The 15,530-nt window shown below is 62.6% G+C and carries 14 protein-coding genes; 4 read left to right on the plus strand and 10 right to left on the minus strand.

Going from position 1 to position 15,530, the window contains the following annotated elements:
- Position 1: 1 nt before the first annotated feature.
- A complete protein-coding gene (locus CD932_RS13455) occupies positions 2–388 on the minus strand; it encodes a hypothetical protein (protein ID WP_094443069.1) in 387 nt (128 codons plus the stop codon).
- Positions 389–595: 207 nt separating this feature from the next.
- On the opposite strand from CD932_RS13455, the gene CD932_RS28230 reads away from it, so the two are divergent.
- Together CD932_RS28230 and CD932_RS13460 are read left to right on the plus strand one after the other, a co-directional pair.
- Complete coding sequence (locus CD932_RS28230; RefSeq protein WP_141213241.1) at positions 596–832, plus strand: hypothetical protein; 237 nt, start codon at positions 596–598, stop codon at positions 830–832.
- 110 nt (positions 833–942) lie between these two features.
- Positions 943–1,461 carry a hypothetical protein gene (locus tag CD932_RS13460; RefSeq protein ID WP_094443070.1) on the plus strand — a complete coding sequence of 173 codons (519 nt, stop codon included), beginning with the start codon at positions 943–945 and terminating at the stop codon, positions 1,459–1,461.
- Here CD932_RS13460 and CD932_RS13465 read toward each other — a convergent pair.
- The 5 genes from CD932_RS13465 to CD932_RS13485 form a co-directional block, all read right to left on the minus strand.
- Positions 1,446–4,595, minus strand: coding sequence for an efflux RND transporter permease subunit (locus CD932_RS13465; protein WP_094443071.1), 3,150 nt, complete (start codon positions 4,593–4,595; stop codon positions 1,446–1,448). The two genes, CD932_RS13460 and CD932_RS13465, sit on opposite strands and share 16 nt — an antisense overlap.
- 29 nt (positions 4,596–4,624) lie before the next feature.
- The gene (locus tag CD932_RS13470) at positions 4,625–5,821 is read right to left on the minus strand and encodes an efflux RND transporter periplasmic adaptor subunit (RefSeq protein WP_094443072.1); all 1,197 of its coding nucleotides are present in this window, start codon (positions 5,819–5,821) and stop codon (positions 4,625–4,627) included.
- Position 5,822: 1 nt separating this feature from the next.
- Positions 5,823–7,064: a TolC family protein gene (locus CD932_RS13475; RefSeq protein ID WP_141213242.1), complete on the minus strand. Its 1,242-nt coding sequence runs from the start codon at positions 7,062–7,064 to the stop codon at positions 5,823–5,825.
- 102 nt (positions 7,065–7,166) lie between these two features.
- Positions 7,167–7,532, minus strand: a complete 366-nt coding sequence (gene czcI / locus CD932_RS13480; protein ID WP_094443634.1) for a cation efflux protein, CzcI family — start codon at positions 7,530–7,532, stop codon at positions 7,167–7,169.
- 22 nt (positions 7,533–7,554) lie between these two features.
- A complete protein-coding gene (locus tag CD932_RS13485; protein WP_176460948.1) occupies positions 7,555–9,099 on the minus strand; it encodes a C13 family peptidase in 1,545 nt (514 codons plus the stop codon).
- Positions 9,100–9,242: 143 nt separating this feature from the next.
- Here CD932_RS13485 and CD932_RS13490 point away from each other — a divergent pair, with 143 nt between their 5' ends.
- Positions 9,243–11,180, plus strand: a complete 1,938-nt coding sequence (locus CD932_RS13490) for a GAF domain-containing sensor histidine kinase (RefSeq protein WP_094443074.1) — start codon at positions 9,243–9,245, stop codon at positions 11,178–11,180.
- A 155-nt stretch (positions 11,181–11,335) separates the two neighbouring features.
- Here the strand turns inward: CD932_RS13490 and CD932_RS13495 are convergent, their stop codons facing one another.
- The 3 genes from CD932_RS13495 to CD932_RS13500 all read right to left on the minus strand — a co-directional run bounded on the left by CD932_RS13495 (position 11,336) and on the right by CD932_RS13500 (position 14,164).
- The gene (locus tag CD932_RS13495) at positions 11,336–12,043 is read right to left on the minus strand and encodes a hypothetical protein (RefSeq protein WP_094443075.1); all 708 of its coding nucleotides are present in this window, start codon (positions 12,041–12,043) and stop codon (positions 11,336–11,338) included.
- On the minus strand, positions 12,040–12,360 hold the full coding sequence (locus CD932_RS28235) for a hypothetical protein (protein WP_141213243.1): 321 nt from the start codon (positions 12,358–12,360) through the stop codon (positions 12,040–12,042). Before CD932_RS28235 ends, CD932_RS13495 begins: the two co-directional genes overlap by 4 nt.
- Before the next feature lie 298 nt (positions 12,361–12,658).
- On the minus strand, positions 12,659–14,164 hold the full coding sequence (locus CD932_RS13500; protein ID WP_094443076.1) for an HD domain-containing phosphohydrolase: 1,506 nt from the start codon (positions 14,162–14,164) through the stop codon (positions 12,659–12,661).
- 341 nt (positions 14,165–14,505) lie between these two features.
- Between CD932_RS13500 and CD932_RS13505 the strand changes: the two genes are divergently transcribed.
- Positions 14,506–15,042 (plus strand): DUF3016 domain-containing protein, encoded by a 537-nt coding sequence (locus tag CD932_RS13505; RefSeq protein WP_094443635.1) that lies wholly within the window; start codon positions 14,506–14,508, stop codon positions 15,040–15,042.
- On the opposite strand, the gene CD932_RS13510 is transcribed toward CD932_RS13505, so the two are convergent.
- Positions 15,026–15,469 carry a thioesterase family protein gene (locus tag CD932_RS13510; protein ID WP_094443077.1) on the minus strand — a complete coding sequence of 148 codons (444 nt, stop codon included), beginning with the start codon at positions 15,467–15,469 and terminating at the stop codon, positions 15,026–15,028. The genes CD932_RS13505 and CD932_RS13510 overlap by 17 nt on opposite strands.
- Positions 15,470–15,530: the final 61 nt, after the last annotated feature.

Raw genomic sequence — 15,530 nt, forward strand, 5'->3', positions numbered from 1 at the left:
ATTACATGCCGGCCTGGCGCGCGCGCGCCTGCTGGCGGCTGCGCTTCGACAACAGCCAGATCACGGCGGCAATCACCAGCAGCGGCAGCAGCACGGGCGCGCTGCAGGCCAGCAGCACCAGCACCAGCACGCCGCCGCCGATGACGATGCCGGCGACCATGAACAGGCCGACGCCAGCTACCACCACGCCCGCCACGACAAAGGCGCAGACCAGCGCGATCAGGGCGATCGCCAGGCCGCCGCCGGCAAACACCAGGCCGAACAGCCATTCCAACGGGCCGTCGACATCGTCGCCGTTGAACTGCATGTGCATGTCGCCCGCGCCGATCTTGTCGAGGAACAGGCAGGCCAGCACGAGGATCAGGGCAAACGCGAGTATTTTTTTCATGGCAGGCCTCAGGCAGTTGAACAGGGAAGAAACATGCTCACACTGTAGCGGCGCGCCCCAGCCCCTGCCAGCGGCGTGCGACAGGCGGTCGTTTTCGCGGCATGGATGGCGCGCGGCCCCACTTTCATAGTGTCAAACAAGATTTCTTTTCTTGTAATACGCCGATGGCATCCTATACTGAACATTCACATTTGCAAGGAGGGCACCATGCTTGTGACTGCAGCGAACGGGGATCAATCGCTATCCCTGAAACACCGTCGAATCACGCGCCAGCGTAGCGCCGTCAAGTCATGCGCCGAGCCTGTCGGTGCGCCATCGGCGATCCCGCCGATTATCATTACCCCCTTTAATTACCGCGTGCCGCTGCCGGCCATCGACCCGCGCTGGACGCCGCCCGGGCCACCGCTGACATGGCCGGCAAGGCCCGCCATGTCGATGTGCTGAGCGGGAAGTGACAAGGTGGGGCGGCATGCCGTTTGCCGTGTGCCAAACACGGCACGGCGAGGCGATTTCGTCTATCATGCTAGCCCCAGCCTTCCTTCACGAGCACCGCCATGAGTACCGACGATCTTCCCGAGTTTTCCGAGCAAGACGAGCAAGTTGAGCCAGACAGCGACGCCCCGATCCAGGAACCGCGTTTGTGGACCGGCAATGGCTGGACGGCGCGCGTGATCAAGAACGAGGAAGACGAGGGCTGGGCCGTGGCGATGATCAAGGATGGCGAACCGGAGCCGGCCCTGGTCGGTCCGTGGACCATGGGCCGCGACAAGAAAAACCCCAAGCCGCTCGACGTCAACGCCTTCAACACCCTGGTGAAAACGGCATCCGAAGTGCTGCGCCGCCACGAACAGCAGCTGTACGCGCAACTGCACAAGAGCCTGTATGTGGCCACCGATGAGGGCCAGGTCAAGGTCATGTTCGACATCGTGCCCGACGAAGAGCACCCGTACGCCGAGCTGAGCGCCTATGACGCCGACGGCGAACAGATCGCCAAGGTGCGCGCCCCGGCCGCGTTCAAATTCAACGCGACCGCGGCGGCCAACTGGATCGAAGGCGGTTACAGAAAACCTTGAGGTTTTTTGTCCTTCCCGTAAGCGAGCCGGTATAACAACGGCAACACCAGCAGCGTCAATACCGTCGACGACAAGATCCCGCCGATCACCACCGTGGCCAGCGGGCGCTGCACTTCGGCGCCGGTGCCGGTGGCGATCGCCATCGGCACGAACCCCAGCGACGCGACCAGTGCCGTCATCAGCACCGGCCGCAAACGCGACAGGGCGCCGTCGCGTATCGCCGCCTGCAGCGGCAGGCCTTGTTCGCGCAGCTGGCGGATAAAGGCGATCATCACCAGCCCGTTGAGCACGGCCACGCCGGACAGGGCGATAAAGCCCACCGCCGCCGAGATCGACAGCGGGATGTCGCGCAGCCACAGCGCCAGTATGCCGCCCGTCAGCGCAAACGGAATGCCGCTAAACACCAGCAAGCCGTCCTTCACATTGCCGAACATGGCAAACAGCAAAATGAACACCAGGCCAAGGGCCAGCGGCACCACCAGTTGCAGCCGCTCGGTGGCCGATTGCAGCTGCTCGAACTGGCCGCCCCAGCTGGTCCAGTAACCGGCCGGGATGCTCACGCGGGCTTGCAGCTGCTGCGTGGCTTCCGCGACAAACGAGCCGATATCGCGCCCGCGCACATTGGCGCTGATGACGATGCGGCGCTTGCCGTCTTCGCGGCTGATCTGGTTCGGCCCCGGCGCCACTTGCAGGCTGGCCACTTCACCCAACGGTATAAAGCGCGCGCGCCCTTCCGCACCGGCGCCCTGGGGCAGGGCGATCGGCAGGCGGCGCAGTTGCTCCAGGTCGCTGCGCAGGCTGTCGGGCAGGCGCACCACGATAGCGAAGCGGCGGTCGCCCTGGAATACGGTGCCGGCCTGCTGGCCGCCGACGGCGGTCGCAATCGCCGCCTGCACCTCGGCCATGTTCAGGCCATAGCGCGCCGTCTGCTCGCGGTCGATCTGCACCGTCAGCATGGGCAGGCCGCTGGTCTGCTCGACCTTGACTTCAGTGGCGCCGGCCACCTTGCCCAGTACGCCGGCAATGCTTGCCGCCGTCTTGTCGAGTACCGCCATGTCGTCGCCATACAGTTTGACGGCCACGTCGCTGCGCACGCCGGAAATCAGTTCATTGAAGCGCAGCTGGATCGGCTGCGAAAACTCGTAGTTGCTGCCAGGCAGGCTGGCGGCCGTCGCCTCGATTTCGGCCAGCAGTTGCTCGCGCGGCTTTTTCGGTTGCGGCCACTGCTCACGTGGTTTCAGCATGATGTAGCCGTCCGAGATATTTGGCGGCATCGGGTCGGACGCGATCTCGGCCGTTCCCGTGCGGGCAAAGACGCGTTCGATTTCCTTGTGATTGCTTATCAGCCTGGTTTCCAGCTGCTGCTGCATCGCCAGTGATTGCGTCAGGCTGGTGCCCGGTATGCGCAGCGCCTGGATGGCGATATCACCTTCGTTCAGGCTGGGCACGAATTCGCTGCCCATGCGCGTGGCCAGCAGGCCCGACAGCAAGACCGCCACGGCAGCAAACGCCAGCACCACCGGCGTGTTGGCCATCACCCTGTCGAGCGCCGGCGCATACCAGCGTTTCGCCACGCGCATGATGACGTTGTCCTTTTCGGCCACCTTGTCGCCGATAAACAAGGCTACCGCAGCGGGAATAAAGGTGATCGACAGCAGCATGGCGCCCAGCAGCGCGATCACCACCGTCAAGGCCATCGGGGTAAACATGCGTCCTTCCACGCCGGTCAGCGCAAACAGCGGCAGGTACACCACCATGATGATCAGCTGGCCGTACAGCAGCGGCCGGCGCGCTTCCTGCGAGGCCGTGAACACTTCCTCAAAGCGCTCCTGCAGGCTCAGGGGCCGGCCCAGCTGTTGCCGGGTGTGCGCCAGGCGGCGCACGCAGTTTTCCACGATCACCACGGCGCCGTCGATGATGATGCCGAAGTCCAGCGCGCCCAGACTCATCAGGTTGGCGCTGACGTGGAAGCGCACCATGCCCGTCAACGTGAACAGCATGGCCAGCGGAATCACCATGGCCGTGATCAAGGCGGCCCTGATGTTTCCCAGGAACAAAAAGAGGATGGCGATCACCAATACCGCGCCTTCCAGCAGGTTTTTCTTGACCGTATTGATGGCCTTGTCGACCAGCACCGTGCGGTCATACACGGTGACGGCGTGCACGCCGGCAGGCAGGCTGCGGTTGATCTCCAGCATTTTCTTGTCGACCGCCTGCGACACGGCGCGGCTGTTCTGCCCGATCAGCATGAAGACCGTGCCGAGCACCACTTCGCGCCCGTTCTCGGTGGCCGCGCCGGTGCGCAGTTCGCGCCCGATGACGACGTCGGCCACGTCGCGGATGCGGATCGCCACGCCTTCGCGGTTGGCCACCACGATATTGGCGATATCGTCGCCGTTGCCCACCTGGCCCGGCGCGCGTATCAGCAGCTGCTCGCCCTGGCGTTCGATATAGCCGGCGCCCACATTGCTGTTGTTGCGCTCGAGCGCGGCCACGATCTCCTGCAGGCTGATGCCATAGGAGCCGAGCTTGTCCGGGTGCGGCGCCACCTGGTATTGCCTGGCGTAGCCGCCGATGGCGTTAATTTCCGTCACGCCTGCCACATTGCGCAGCTGCGGCTTGATGATCCAGTCCTGGATTTCGCGCAGGTCGGTCGGCGTGTAGGGCGTGCCATCGGGCTTTTTTGCGCCCGGTTTGGTTTCCACCGTCCACAGGTAGATTTCACCGAGGCCGGTGGATACCGGTCCCATCTTCGGCGTGATGCCGGCCGGCAGGCTTTCCTTCGCTTCCTGCAGGCGCTCGTTGATCATCTGGCGCGCAAAATAGATATCGGTGCCGTCCTTGAAGATCACGGTCACCTGCGACAGGCCGTAGCGCGACAGCGAACGGGTCTGCTCGAGTTTCGGCAGGCCGGCCATCGCCGTTTCGATCGGAAAGGTAATACGCTGCTCGGTTTCCAGCGGCGAGTAGCCGGCGGCGGCGGTATTGATTTGCACCTGCACATTGGTGATATCGGGCACGGCGTCGATCGGCAGCTGTTGATAGTTGTAGATGCCGAAGGCGGCCATGGCGGCCACGGCCAGCATCACCAGCGAGCGCTGGGCGATGGCAAAGCGGATCAAGCGTTCAAACATGATGGTTTCCTTGGCTCTTGTCGGCGTGATCAATGCTCGTGGCCGGCGGAGGCCTTGCCCAGCTCGGATTTCAGGGTAAAGCTGCCTTGCGCCGCATACGGCGTACCTGCCGCCAGCCCTTGCGTGATTTCCGTCAGCTGGCCGTCGCTGCGCCCTGGCGTCACGGGCGTGGCCTGGTAGCCATGCTTGACCTGCACAAACACCGACGGTTTGTCTTCCACCGACTGGATCGCCGTGCTCTGCACCGTAACCGGCGCATCCTGCTCGCCGGCGATCACCTCCACGCTGACGAACAGGCCCGGGCGCCAGGCCATGTCGGGGTTTTGCAGGCTGATGCGCGCCTTGGCCGTGCGCGTCTGTTCGCCGAGCAGCGCGCCGACATAGGTAATCGTGCCTTTGGCGCTGGCGTTGAAGGCCGACGCTTTCACCAGCACCTTGCCTTTCATCCGCACGGTGGCCAGGTCCCTGGCCGGCACGGCGATTTCGGCCCACACGGTCGACAGGTCGGAGATGACAAAGATATTCGCGTCTTCCTTGACCGCTTCGCCCAGGGTGATATGTTTTTCCAGCACCATGGCGTCGAACGGCGCGCGGATCTCGTAGCGGTTCAAAGGCCCTTTGCCCGCGTTCATGGCGCCCAGCGCCTGCAGTTTCTGCTGCGCGTTCTGCACCGCTATGTCCGCTTCTTGCCACGCTTGCCTGGCTTGCAGGTAATCGAGTTCGGCCGAGATTTTTTCCTGCCACAGCATTTTTTCGCGCTCGTAGGTGGCGCGCGCCAGCGACAGGCGGCGCTGGGCCGACAGCAGCTCACTGCGCCGCTCGGACAAATCGGTGCTGGCGATCACGGCCAGCACCTGCCCCTTTTTCACCAGCTGGCCCAGGTCCGCATGCACGGCCTCGACCACGCCAGCCAGGCGCGGCACCACGTGCGCGGTGCGGTCTTCATTGAAGCGGATTTCGCCGGGCAGGGCCACGCTGGTCTGGATGCGCCCCGGCGCGGCGGTGGCGATGGCCACGCCGGCCGCCTTGCTTTGCTCTGTGCTCATCAGCAACAGGCCCTCGACCGGCGGCGCGCTTTTCTCTTCGGCATGGCCGTGTTGTTCTTCTTCGGATGCATGCTCGTCCCTGGACGCGCCGCTGCCAAGGATCAGGAAGGCCAGCACCAGGCCGGTGACAAGGATGGCGACGATGGCCAGCAGCTGTTTTTTGGAGAGTGTGATGTTCATGTTATCTTTCTTGCGCAGTCAGGGGAGCGCCCAGCAGGCGCTCGAGTTCGGCGGCCGCATGGTGCGCTTCGGTCAGCGCGCGCAGGGTCTGGTTTTTTGCTTGCAACAAGGTGCGCTGGGCATCGAGCACATCGAGAAAGGCGAACTTGCCGAACTCGAAGCCCTTGCTGGCCGCGTCGTAGGCGCTTTGCGCGCCGGGCACGATCTCGTTTTGCAGGCTCTCTGCGTCCAGCCTGGCCGTGGCCAGCCGTGCACCTGCCTGCGCCAGCGCCGACTGCAGCTGCACCTGGGCGGCGGCCAGTTCGTCGCCGGCCTGGTCGCTGCGGCGCAAGGCGTCAAGCTGGTTGCCGGCGTTACGGTCGAACAGGGGCAGCGGCAAGGCCAGGCCGAAGATGGCCTGGTTGCGGCCCAGCTCTTCCGAGCGCTTCATGCCGATGCTGAGCGTTACGTCTGGCGTGGCGCGCCGCCGTTCCACATCGAGCATGGCTTGCCGCTGCGCCAGATGGCTGCGCGCCTGGCGCACGGCGGGCGAGGCGTCGAGCCGCGCCGCCAGTTCCGCCGGCGAGGGCAGTGGCGGCAGCACATCGAGCCGGCCCTCGGCCTCGGTGAAGCGCGGCGCCCAGGCGCCCCACAGCGCGGCCAGGCGCTGGCGGGCCTGGCTCAGGTTGCTGCGCGCCAGATTGCCTTCCAGGCGCACGCTGGCCTCAAGCACCTTGGCGCGCGTCGCTTCCACCGGCGAGGCCTTGCCGGCCGCCACGCGGCGCGCCGTGATGTCGCTGGCGCGCGCAGCCAGCGCCTGCGCGCTGTCGGCCAGGCGCAAGCCTTCCTGCGCGGCCAGCACGTCGGCAAACGCTGTCGTCACTTGCGCGCGCGTGTCTGCCGCTTGCAGGGCCAGGGCCGCTTGCGCCAGGTCCTGGCCGCGCAGGGCGACCGCGGCGCGCGCGCCGCGCTTGCCGCCCAGTTCGATCAGCTGGTTCAACTGCACGGTGGTGCTGCGCGAGGCGCGGCGCGTATCTTCGAGCACGGTTTGCAGTTCGGGGTTGGGCAGCGCTTGCGCCTGCTGCAGCGCGCCGCCCTGGGCCGCCAGTTCGTGGCGCGCGGCCGACAGGGTGGGGTTGCCGGCCTCGGCCAGCTGCAGCGCAGCCGGCAGGGTCAGGGGGCCGGGCGCTTCCCGCTGCGCCTCGGCGAGAGCAGGGGCGGGCGCGGCAATGCCCAGCAATAGGCAATAGATAAGTCGGTACATCGAATTCTCCAGACAATGGAAAGAAAATTCGACGGGACGTGTACACAGGCGCGCGCTTGAACAGCGCGGCGCCAGGATGCAACAGTGAGAAATCCCGCCGGTCTAAACGATGACCGGCGACCAGTCGGGCCGCTTGGGCCCATCGGGAATATGCGAGACGTACAGGACGGAAGAAGAATCAACGGCCATCGAGGCCGAGTCGAACACGGGCATGCTGGCGCCGGGCGGCAGCCAGGCATGGCCGATGCCATGGCAGACATGGCAGTCGCTGTGCGGCTGGCCCTTGGCTTTCAGGTCCTTGCCGGGTTCGCTCTTGTCGGTATCGGCATCGGCCTGGTGCTGGTGGCTGTGGTGGCCCAGGTGCCGGGCCGCCTTGCCTTCTTCGTGCAGGCAATAAGCGCTTGCCGCAGCCCAGGACATCTGGAGCGGCAGCACCAACAGCAGCAGGAGCAGGAAGAATTTTTTCATGGCAGCGGCCATTGTACCGACTTTATTTGCGCTGGGCGCGCCATGCCGTCAATTGTTGGCCGATTGCCTTGCCCTGGTAAATCTGCGGTTCGGAATGTTCTTCTGCGCCGTCGCCGTTCTCCTTGAAGTCTTGCGCTTCGCGCGCGCGCACCAGGATTTTGGCTTGCTCGAAGGCCTCGGCAAAGCCGCTGCTGGCGGGCAGCGCCTGCTTGAAATAGGCTTCGCTGAAATAGGTGAAGTCGGCCTGGTCATCGCAGCCGAACGAGGTGCGGTCAAGCCGCGCGGCCGTGATGATCAGGGTATGGTCATCTTTCAGGGGGGCGATAAAGCCGCCCGAGTAGCAGGCCGAAACCACGATCACCCGCCACAGGATGCCGCTGTGTTTCAGCATGGCGGCCAGGTCCTGCGCGGGCAGGCTGTGCAGGTCCATGCCGTTTTGCGCCAGCGCCAGCTGGTGGTCGGCCGAGCCGTGGCTGGTCAGGAACAAAAACAGCACGTCGTTGTTCTTGTCCATTTTTGCGCCCAGCGCATCGAGGCTGGCGCCGATGCTGGTGCGCGTGGCCATCGGCTGCTGCGCCACCGTATTGCGGCTGTTGAGCAGCACCATCGAGCGCCCGGCCGTGCCATAGTCGCGGTCGAACTGGCGCTGCACGAAGGCCGTTTCACGCCGGAACACTTCCTGCGCGCCATCGCCGCCGACGCCGAGGAAGTACAGATTGATTTTTTTCGCCGGGTCGTGCGGCAGCACGCCGGCCAGGGTTTTTTCCAGCAGGGCCGGCTGCTTGTACAGGGCCAGTTCGATATTGTCGCGCGTGAGCTTGTCCAGCGCCGGGTCGTCGAGTTGCCCTTCGGTCCAGTTGCCGCTGTCGCTGGTGCGCCCGTCCGGCTGGGCATGCGCATAGCGCAGCACGCCGGCGCCATCGAACAGGCCATTGCGGAAGTGCCCCTTGTATTCATCGCCGTCAAGCGTGCGCAAGACGCCCTCGCCATCGAACTTCCAGTCCTTCAGCGTGCCCGTGTAGACGATGCCGTCGGGCGTGCGCACCTGCATCTTGCCCTGCGGCTGGCCTTGCACGAACGTGCCCTGGAAAACCATGCCCTCGCTGTCGGTCAGCACGCCCGCGCCATGCGGCTTCCAGTTGCGAAACGCGCCGACATAGCTGCCGTCCTGTCCCTGGTAGCTGCCCTGGCCTTCGAAATTGCCCTTGGTAAAATGGCCGGCATAGACTTCACCCTTGGGCGAGGTATAGCGGCCTTGCCCTTCGAACGCGCCCAGGCGGAACTGGCCCTCGTAGCGCACGCCCGACGGCTGGCGCAAGCTGCCCTGGCCGCTGAACACGCCGCGCTCGAAGCCGCCCTCATAGTAGGCGCCGCTCGCGTATTCGAGTCGGCCGCGGCCCTGCATCTTGCCGTCGACCAGCGGGCCGAAATAGCGTCCGCCATCGGCCGTCTGCGCGGCCGGCACGCGCGCCGGTGCGGCGCACAGGGGCGGCATGCCGACGGCGGAAAACACCAGCAGAGCGGCAACGGTGTAGGGGCGCACTGCAGCGCGTAGCGAGATGGTCATGGGCAATTCATGCATGGAAGAGTCGCTAGTGTAGCCACTGTCGGCCGATGCTGGCAAATCCTTGCCGGTTTAGCGTGCCAAGGGGCAGATGAACTGCTAACATTGATTTTTGGAACTATTTTTTGCAGCCGTCAGGAAACCCCATGGAAAGTCGTCTCAGCCGCCTGGAAGCGGTACAAAACGTATTGCTGGAAATCGGCCAGCGTTCCAGCACCTGCAGCGATATCGCCGATTTCCTGCAAGCGGTGCACGCGGCGCTGGGACGCATCATGTATGCGGCCAATTTTTATGTGGCCCTGAGCGACCACGGCACCGTGCGCTTTCCGTATTTTGTCGACGAATTCGACATTGCGCCCGATGCCGGGCGGGTGGTGCGCCTGGCCGGCGCCGAACAGTCGCCCACGGCCTGGGTCATCATCCACGGCAAGCAACTGGTGATGACGGCCGGCGACGAGGCCATGCATGTCGATGGCGGCGCCTCCTGGGGCGGCGGCACGGCGGCCGAGCACTGGATAGGCTGCCCGCTGCTCGACCAGCAGCATCAGGTGCTGGGCGCCATCGTGATCCAGAGCTATGACGCCGAACACCGTTTCAGCCTGGAAGACCAGGCCCTGTTCGCGCTGATCGCCACCCATGTGTCGAGCGCGCTGCAAGGCCTGCAAAGCATGGACCGGCTGGAAAAGGCGGTGCAGGAACGCACGGCCCTGCTGGCCCACGAGGTGGCCGAGCGGCGCCGCGCGGAAAACCTGCAGCATGCGCTGTTTGAAATCGCCAACCTGTCGGCTCAGGCGGCCGACGCCGCCACCCTGTATGCGCGCCTGCACGCCATCATCAGCGAACTGGTAACGGCCAACAATTTCCTGATCGCCTTGTATCACCCCGATAGCAGCGAGATCACGATTCCCTATTTTGTCGATGAAAAAGATGCGCAGGCGCCCGTCAAGCGTTTTCGTTATGGCGTGGGCATGAGTTCCTATGTGCTGGCGCGGCGCCAGCCCTGCCTGCTCGACGCGCACAGCTATGCGGCGCTGCTGGCCAGCGGCGAAATGAACGAGCCGCTCGGCAATGCCGCCATCGCCAGCTGGATGGGGGCGCCGATGCTGCTCGGCGAGCGCGCCTATGGCGTGATCATCGTGCAAAGTTATGATGCCTCTGTGGTGTATGGCCAGGCCGAGCTGGACGTGCTGGCCTTTATGGCCAGCCACGTGGCGGTGGCGATCGCGCGCATGCAGGCCGACCGCGCCATGCGCCAGGCCAAGGAAACCCTGGAAGAGCAGAACGCGGCCCTGAACCGCGCGCTCGAGGCGTTGAAAGAGGCGCAGTCGGAGCTGGTGCGCCAGGAAAAGCTGGCCTCCCTGGGGCGCCTGGTGGCCGGCGTGGCGCATGAGATCAACACGCCACTGGGCATTTGCGTGACCGCTACCAGCCACCTGGTGCAGGAGCTGAAACTGACGCGCGAAGACCTGGCAAGCGGCCAGCTCGACGAAGACGGCTTGCAGGAGTTTTTCGGCATTATCGACCAGACCTTGCGCATCATGACCACCAATACCCAGCGCGCCGCAGCGCTGGTGCGCAGCTTCAAGCAGGTGGCCGTCGACCAGTCCTCGGACGACATGCGCAACTTCAACCTGCGCAAATACCTCGATGAAATTTTACTGTCGCTGCAACCCAAGCTCAAAGGCAAGCCGATCAAGGTCGCTGTCGAGTGCGCCCCCGAGCTGCAGCTGCGCAGCTATCCCGGCGCGATCTCGCAGATCGTCACCAATATGGTGGTCAATTCCATGGTGCATGGTTTTCCGGAAGGCGAACCGGGCAATATCAGGATCAATGCCCGTAGCGACGGCGACATGCTGCTGCTCGACTATAGCGACGACGGGTTGGGCATGGATAGTGCCACCCTGGGCCAGTTGTTTGATCCGTTTTTCACCACCAAGCGCGGGTCGGGCGGCAGTGGGCTGGGCGCGCATATTTTGTATAATCTGGTGACGGGGGCGCTGGGAGGCACCGTCAAGGTGGCCAGTGCGCCGGGGATGGGGTTGCATTACACGATACGTTTTCCGCTGGAGCCGAAGACTGCTTGAACTTTAACTTCAAAACAGCGGGCCGCTTGGCCCGAGGCGCCCAGGTTGAGGTCTTGGGGCGAAACTTGGTTTGCTGCTGTGCGTATTGCTCAGGGGCACTTTGCTGCCCCATGACCGGCTTGCTTCATTGTTATCGAACGCAGTGCGATATCTTATTAATGCTGGGGAGTGGCTCGGATACGCGGCTTTTGAGCAGCATATACAGCTTTGGCTGCGGCGAGTTTTTCCTCGGCTGTTTCATATTGCCGTTCAGTCATAAGCTGCGCACCTGACGGCAGGAACCAGGCACGGACGCAGGAGTTCTCGCGTAGCGCAATCTGGATGTGCGAGCTGCGTTTGAAAGCTGATGACGGCGCCACCTCCTTGCCTTGCGGAAATGCTGATCGGACAGCTTGAAACATTCGCTGATCAGTTCTGTCGCGGATCTGATGCATGAAATTAAATACATCGCTATCTAGCTGACGAACAATGATGTCTTCATCATCGTCATTAGCCTTCGAGTTTTTTGGCTCGGGAAGGCCATTATCAGTCAGATATTCAACCATTGCTTCGTACGCAAGACAGTACTCTTCAATACCTTCTTGCGTAGTCATATCCAAGATGAAATCCAATTGCAGGACTGCGCCTACTACAGCTGGCGTCGCAATCGGTTGTTTCGTGAAACGCTTCGTTGGATTGGCTTGCGCGGCGCTCGCGAACATCAGCGCGCGTTTGTAATCGTTCTCGAAGAAATATGCTCCAGCACCTAGCCAGTCGTACTTGTTTGCACTCGGCTTCAGCTCAGTGATGCGACCGCTGACCAAGTCATCACGCAGAGTAACATCACAACCGTGATAAGCGAATACCAGCTGCCCAGTCTTCACTTCAAGTGTGGCGCCAGATTACCGTAACGGGTCAAAACCCCTGCGCCTTGCAGAGCTTTTTTGGTTACGGCCTCGCTCGTGCGATACGGGTTGATCGGCGAAGCGGCAGGTGCCGAAGCGACTTTGACGCCATAGTCTTTGGCAAGGCGGCGGACCAATGCCGCATAGCTTGTTTTTTGCGGAAGAGCAGCCTCTGCGGCTGCAGCTGCGCTGGCGGAAACAGACCGGCCTACGCGCGCTGGCGCAGCCGCTGTTGCAAGCGCCTTTTTCGCCGCCTGCTTCTTTCCAGCAACAGTTGTGGTAGTCGTTTTAACCATGTCTCATTGTCTCACACTCTGTGTTAGAAAGCTTGAGTGGGAGAGGGTTTTACGAAGCCGAGCGTGGTCAGGGTCAGTGGCCAGGGCCAGGTCAGTCATTTGCACACGCTCTGAGCCTTGGTCGTCTCGATCAGCAGCAAGTTGTATGGGCACCGCTGGGCTTGTGTCGGAATGGCGGACCTGACCCCCGGGTCCGTTCTCCATACTCACTGTATTAGATCACCCCCCCCGGCTGCTATCTCCGACTTGCCGCACCCTTCATTCGTAAGCCAATGGTTCAACGTTTCAATATGCAATGCTAGTCCGGAAACCGCTGATTGAGCGCCAGCGCTTCGTCGAGGTTTGCAATCAACAACTCCACATATTGCGGATCGAGATGGCTGCCGCTCACTTCGCGCAGGTAGGCGACCACCTGCTCCAGGGGCCAGGCGTCCTTGTAGCAGCGCTTGTGCATCAGGGCGTCGAAGACGTCGGCCACCGCAGCGATGCGCGCGTATTTGTGGATGTGCTCGCCGACCAGGCCTTGCGGGTAGCCGCTGCCGTCGTATTTTTCATGGTGCTGGTGGGCGATCACGGCGGCCGCTTTCAATAGCGGGCGCTGCGAGCCGTCGAGGATCGACATGCCCACGGACGGGTGCTGCTTCATGATTTCCCATTCGGCCGCGTCGAGCTTGCCCGGTTTGAGCAATACCGCGTCGGGGGTGGAAATCTTGCCGATGTCGTGCATGGGCGCGGCGTGGCGCAGCACCATGGTTTCTTCTTCCGACATGCCCGACGCCTGCGCCAGCAACTGGCATACCTCGGCCATGCGGCGCACGTGGTTGCCGCTTTCGTGCGAGCGCGATTCGACCACGTCGCCCAGGCGCAGGATCAGTTCGGCCTGGGTGTCGGTGATTTCTTGCGTCAGCAAAATATTGTCGAAGGCGATCGCCACGCCCGAGCAGAACACTTCCAGCAGCTGCGCGTCGAGGTCGGAAATTTCTGCCACGCCTTTCAATACCAGCAGGGACGCCTTGCCGCTGCTGTTGGGAAAATAGCCGACATAGGTGTCGCCATGCAGGCGCGAAATCTTGTTGCTCTTGGCGTCGTCCAGCTGCGACAGCAGGGCCGGGCTGAACATGCCGTCGTCGGTGTCGCCGATCTGCGCCAGGATTTCATAGTCCTGCACGCCGGTGATGGCGCTGGCGCCGCGCAGGCGCAGCAGCATGCTTGTTTCCAGGCGCAGCAGGGCGACGACTTGCTGCAGCAGGCCGCTGGCGAAGTCGCGCAGGTTGCGCTGCTTGAAGATGTGCGCCGAGGCGGCGATCACGCGTTCCAGGCCTTCGCGGTAATGCAGCTGCGCCAGACGCGCTTCCTCGACCTTCATGATGTCGCGGTAGGCGCGCAGGGCGGCAAAGGTGGTGGTAAACAGCTTGGTGCGGTCGAGCTCGGTTTTTTCCTTGTAATCGTTGATATCGTAATTGACGATTACGCGCTCTTCCGGCGCCTGGCCCGGCTGCCCGGTGCGCAGCACGATGCGGGTAAAGTGGTTGCCCAGGTCTTCGCGCATCCAGCGCGCCACTTCCAGGCCGCTGTCCTCGCGCTCCATGACCACGTCGAGAAACACCAGCGCGATGCCTTCCTCGCGCGCCAGCACCTGCTTGGCTTCGGCGCCGCTGTAGGCATGCACAAAACTGAGGGCGCGGCCTTCGAGGCGGAAACGGGTCAGTGTCAGCTTGGTAATGTCGTGAATGTCGGGTTCATCGTCGACAAGCAAGACTTTCCACGGCGTTAACTTGGGCGAGGCTGAAGACAAAAATGACATAAGGACGAGTTCCGCTAAAGGGCATGACTGGCCGCCACGCGCCAGGCACCCTGTGCGCCAGCAATGGCGTTGCCCAGTTTCCGGGCGCATTCTGTCGATTGTAGACCGAGCGCATGGTATTAACAACAGGCAAGATTAATTGTCCTGTTTCCATGCAACAGTGTTTTCAACTACACGAAAACATTGTCATACATACTTTATCACTTATGCAATTATACTCTCAAGACAATACTTTGTTTTCGTCCAGATTGCCAATCAGTTCGTAACAAGATATGAATTTCAACGGCGATGCCGGGCGAGGCGCGTATATTGGATGCGGGTGTCTTTTGAAAGGGATGATCATGAAAAAGAAAGTCACGCGCTTGCTGTTGGCTGGCAGCGTCTTGCTGGCAAGCGCCGCCGCGTGGGCGCAACATTCTGATGCTGTCATGGCCACCGGCAAGACCGAGGTGCGTTATGACAAGCCGGAACAATTCGCCGATCTGTCGTTCGATCCGCGCAAGCGCGAAGAGGCATTGCAGGAACTGACGCGCCACTTCGACAAGCTGGGCGCGTCGCTGCCGGCCGGACAGCATTTGCAGATCGTGATCACCGATATCGACCTGGCAGGCCGCGAAGATCCGCAGGTGCGTTCCGCCAACGAAATCCGCGTAATGACGGGCGGCGCCGACTGGCCGCGCATCAGCCTGTCGTATGTGCTGGAACAGGACGGCAAGGCGATCAAGAGCGCCGATGCGCAGCTGTCCGACATGTCTTACCTGACGCACATGAACCGCTACCCCAGCGGCGAGCGCCTGCGCTATGAAAAGCTGATGATCGACGAATGGTTCGCCAAGACCTTCCATCTACCGCTGAACAGGCTTAATCGATCCAGTTAACCTGGGTAAATTTGCTGCCGAATTCTTCCGGCATGGGCACGACCTGGCTGCGCTTGTAGTTAAAAAATACAAAGCCCGACTTGGCCATGGCGATCAGGGTGTTGTCGCGCGGACGCGTGATGCGGAAGGTGATGTCGCCGCCGTATTTGTTGAAGTCCATCACGCCCACTTCAAACAGCAACTGGTCGCGCGCATGGGCTTCGGCACGGTAGGTGGTGGCGAGATCCGTGACGATGATGCCGGTGCCGTCGGCCTCGATGTCGCGCACGCCGAATTCGAACAAAAAGCGGGCGCGCGCCTCCGAAATCATGGAGATCATGGAATCGTTGCCGAGATGATTGCCGGCATTGATGTCGGTGGTGCGTACCGTCAATTGCGAAGAATAGCAGTATTGGTCTTCGGGAAATTCCAGTGTCAAACGTGCCATGGGTCTCTCTTTGCAGGGGCGCCAGACGTGGCGGGAAAGTCAATTCTAGCCGCTTCCCCGC

This window comes from Janthinobacterium sp. PC23-8 (assembly GCF_002250505.1).
Taxonomy (GTDB): Bacteria; Pseudomonadota; Gammaproteobacteria; order Burkholderiales; family Burkholderiaceae_D; genus Janthinobacterium.

Bases quoted from the DNA above. Each gene is read 5' to 3' on its own strand.
- CD932_RS13455 (WP_094443069.1), bottom strand. From the start codon at position 388: ATGAAAAAAATACTCGCGTTTGCCCTGATCCTCGTGCTGGCCTGCCTG.
- CD932_RS28230 (WP_141213241.1), top strand. From the start codon at position 596: ATGCTTGTGACTGCAGCGAACGGGGATCAATCGCTATCCCTGAAACAC.
- CD932_RS13460 (WP_094443070.1), top strand. From the start codon at position 943: ATGAGTACCGACGATCTTCCCGAGTTTTCCGAGCAAGACGAGCAAGTT.
- CD932_RS13465 (WP_094443071.1), bottom strand. From the start codon at position 4,595: ATGTTTGAACGCTTGATCCGCTTTGCCATCGCCCAGCGCTCGCTGGTG.
- CD932_RS13470 (WP_094443072.1), bottom strand. From the start codon at position 5,821: ATGAACATCACACTCTCCAAAAAACAGCTGCTGGCCATCGTCGCCATC.
- CD932_RS13475 (WP_141213242.1), bottom strand. From the start codon at position 7,064: ATGTACCGACTTATCTATTGCCTATTGCTGGGCATTGCCGCGCCCGCC.
- czcI (WP_094443634.1), bottom strand. From the start codon at position 7,532: ATGAAAAAATTCTTCCTGCTCCTGCTGCTGTTGGTGCTGCCGCTCCAG.
- CD932_RS13485 (WP_176460948.1), bottom strand. From the start codon at position 9,099: ATGACCATCTCGCTACGCGCTGCAGTGCGCCCCTACACCGTTGCCGCT.
- CD932_RS13490 (WP_094443074.1), top strand. From the start codon at position 9,243: ATGGAAAGTCGTCTCAGCCGCCTGGAAGCGGTACAAAACGTATTGCTG.
- CD932_RS28235 (WP_141213243.1), bottom strand. From the start codon at position 12,360: ATGGTTAAAACGACTACCACAACTGTTGCTGGAAAGAAGCAGGCGGCG.
- CD932_RS13500 (WP_094443076.1), bottom strand. From the start codon at position 14,164: ATGTCATTTTTGTCTTCAGCCTCGCCCAAGTTAACGCCGTGGAAAGTC.
- CD932_RS13505 (WP_094443635.1), top strand. From the start codon at position 14,506: ATGAAAAAGAAAGTCACGCGCTTGCTGTTGGCTGGCAGCGTCTTGCTG.
- CD932_RS13510 (WP_094443077.1), bottom strand. From the start codon at position 15,469: ATGGCACGTTTGACACTGGAATTTCCCGAAGACCAATACTGCTATTCT.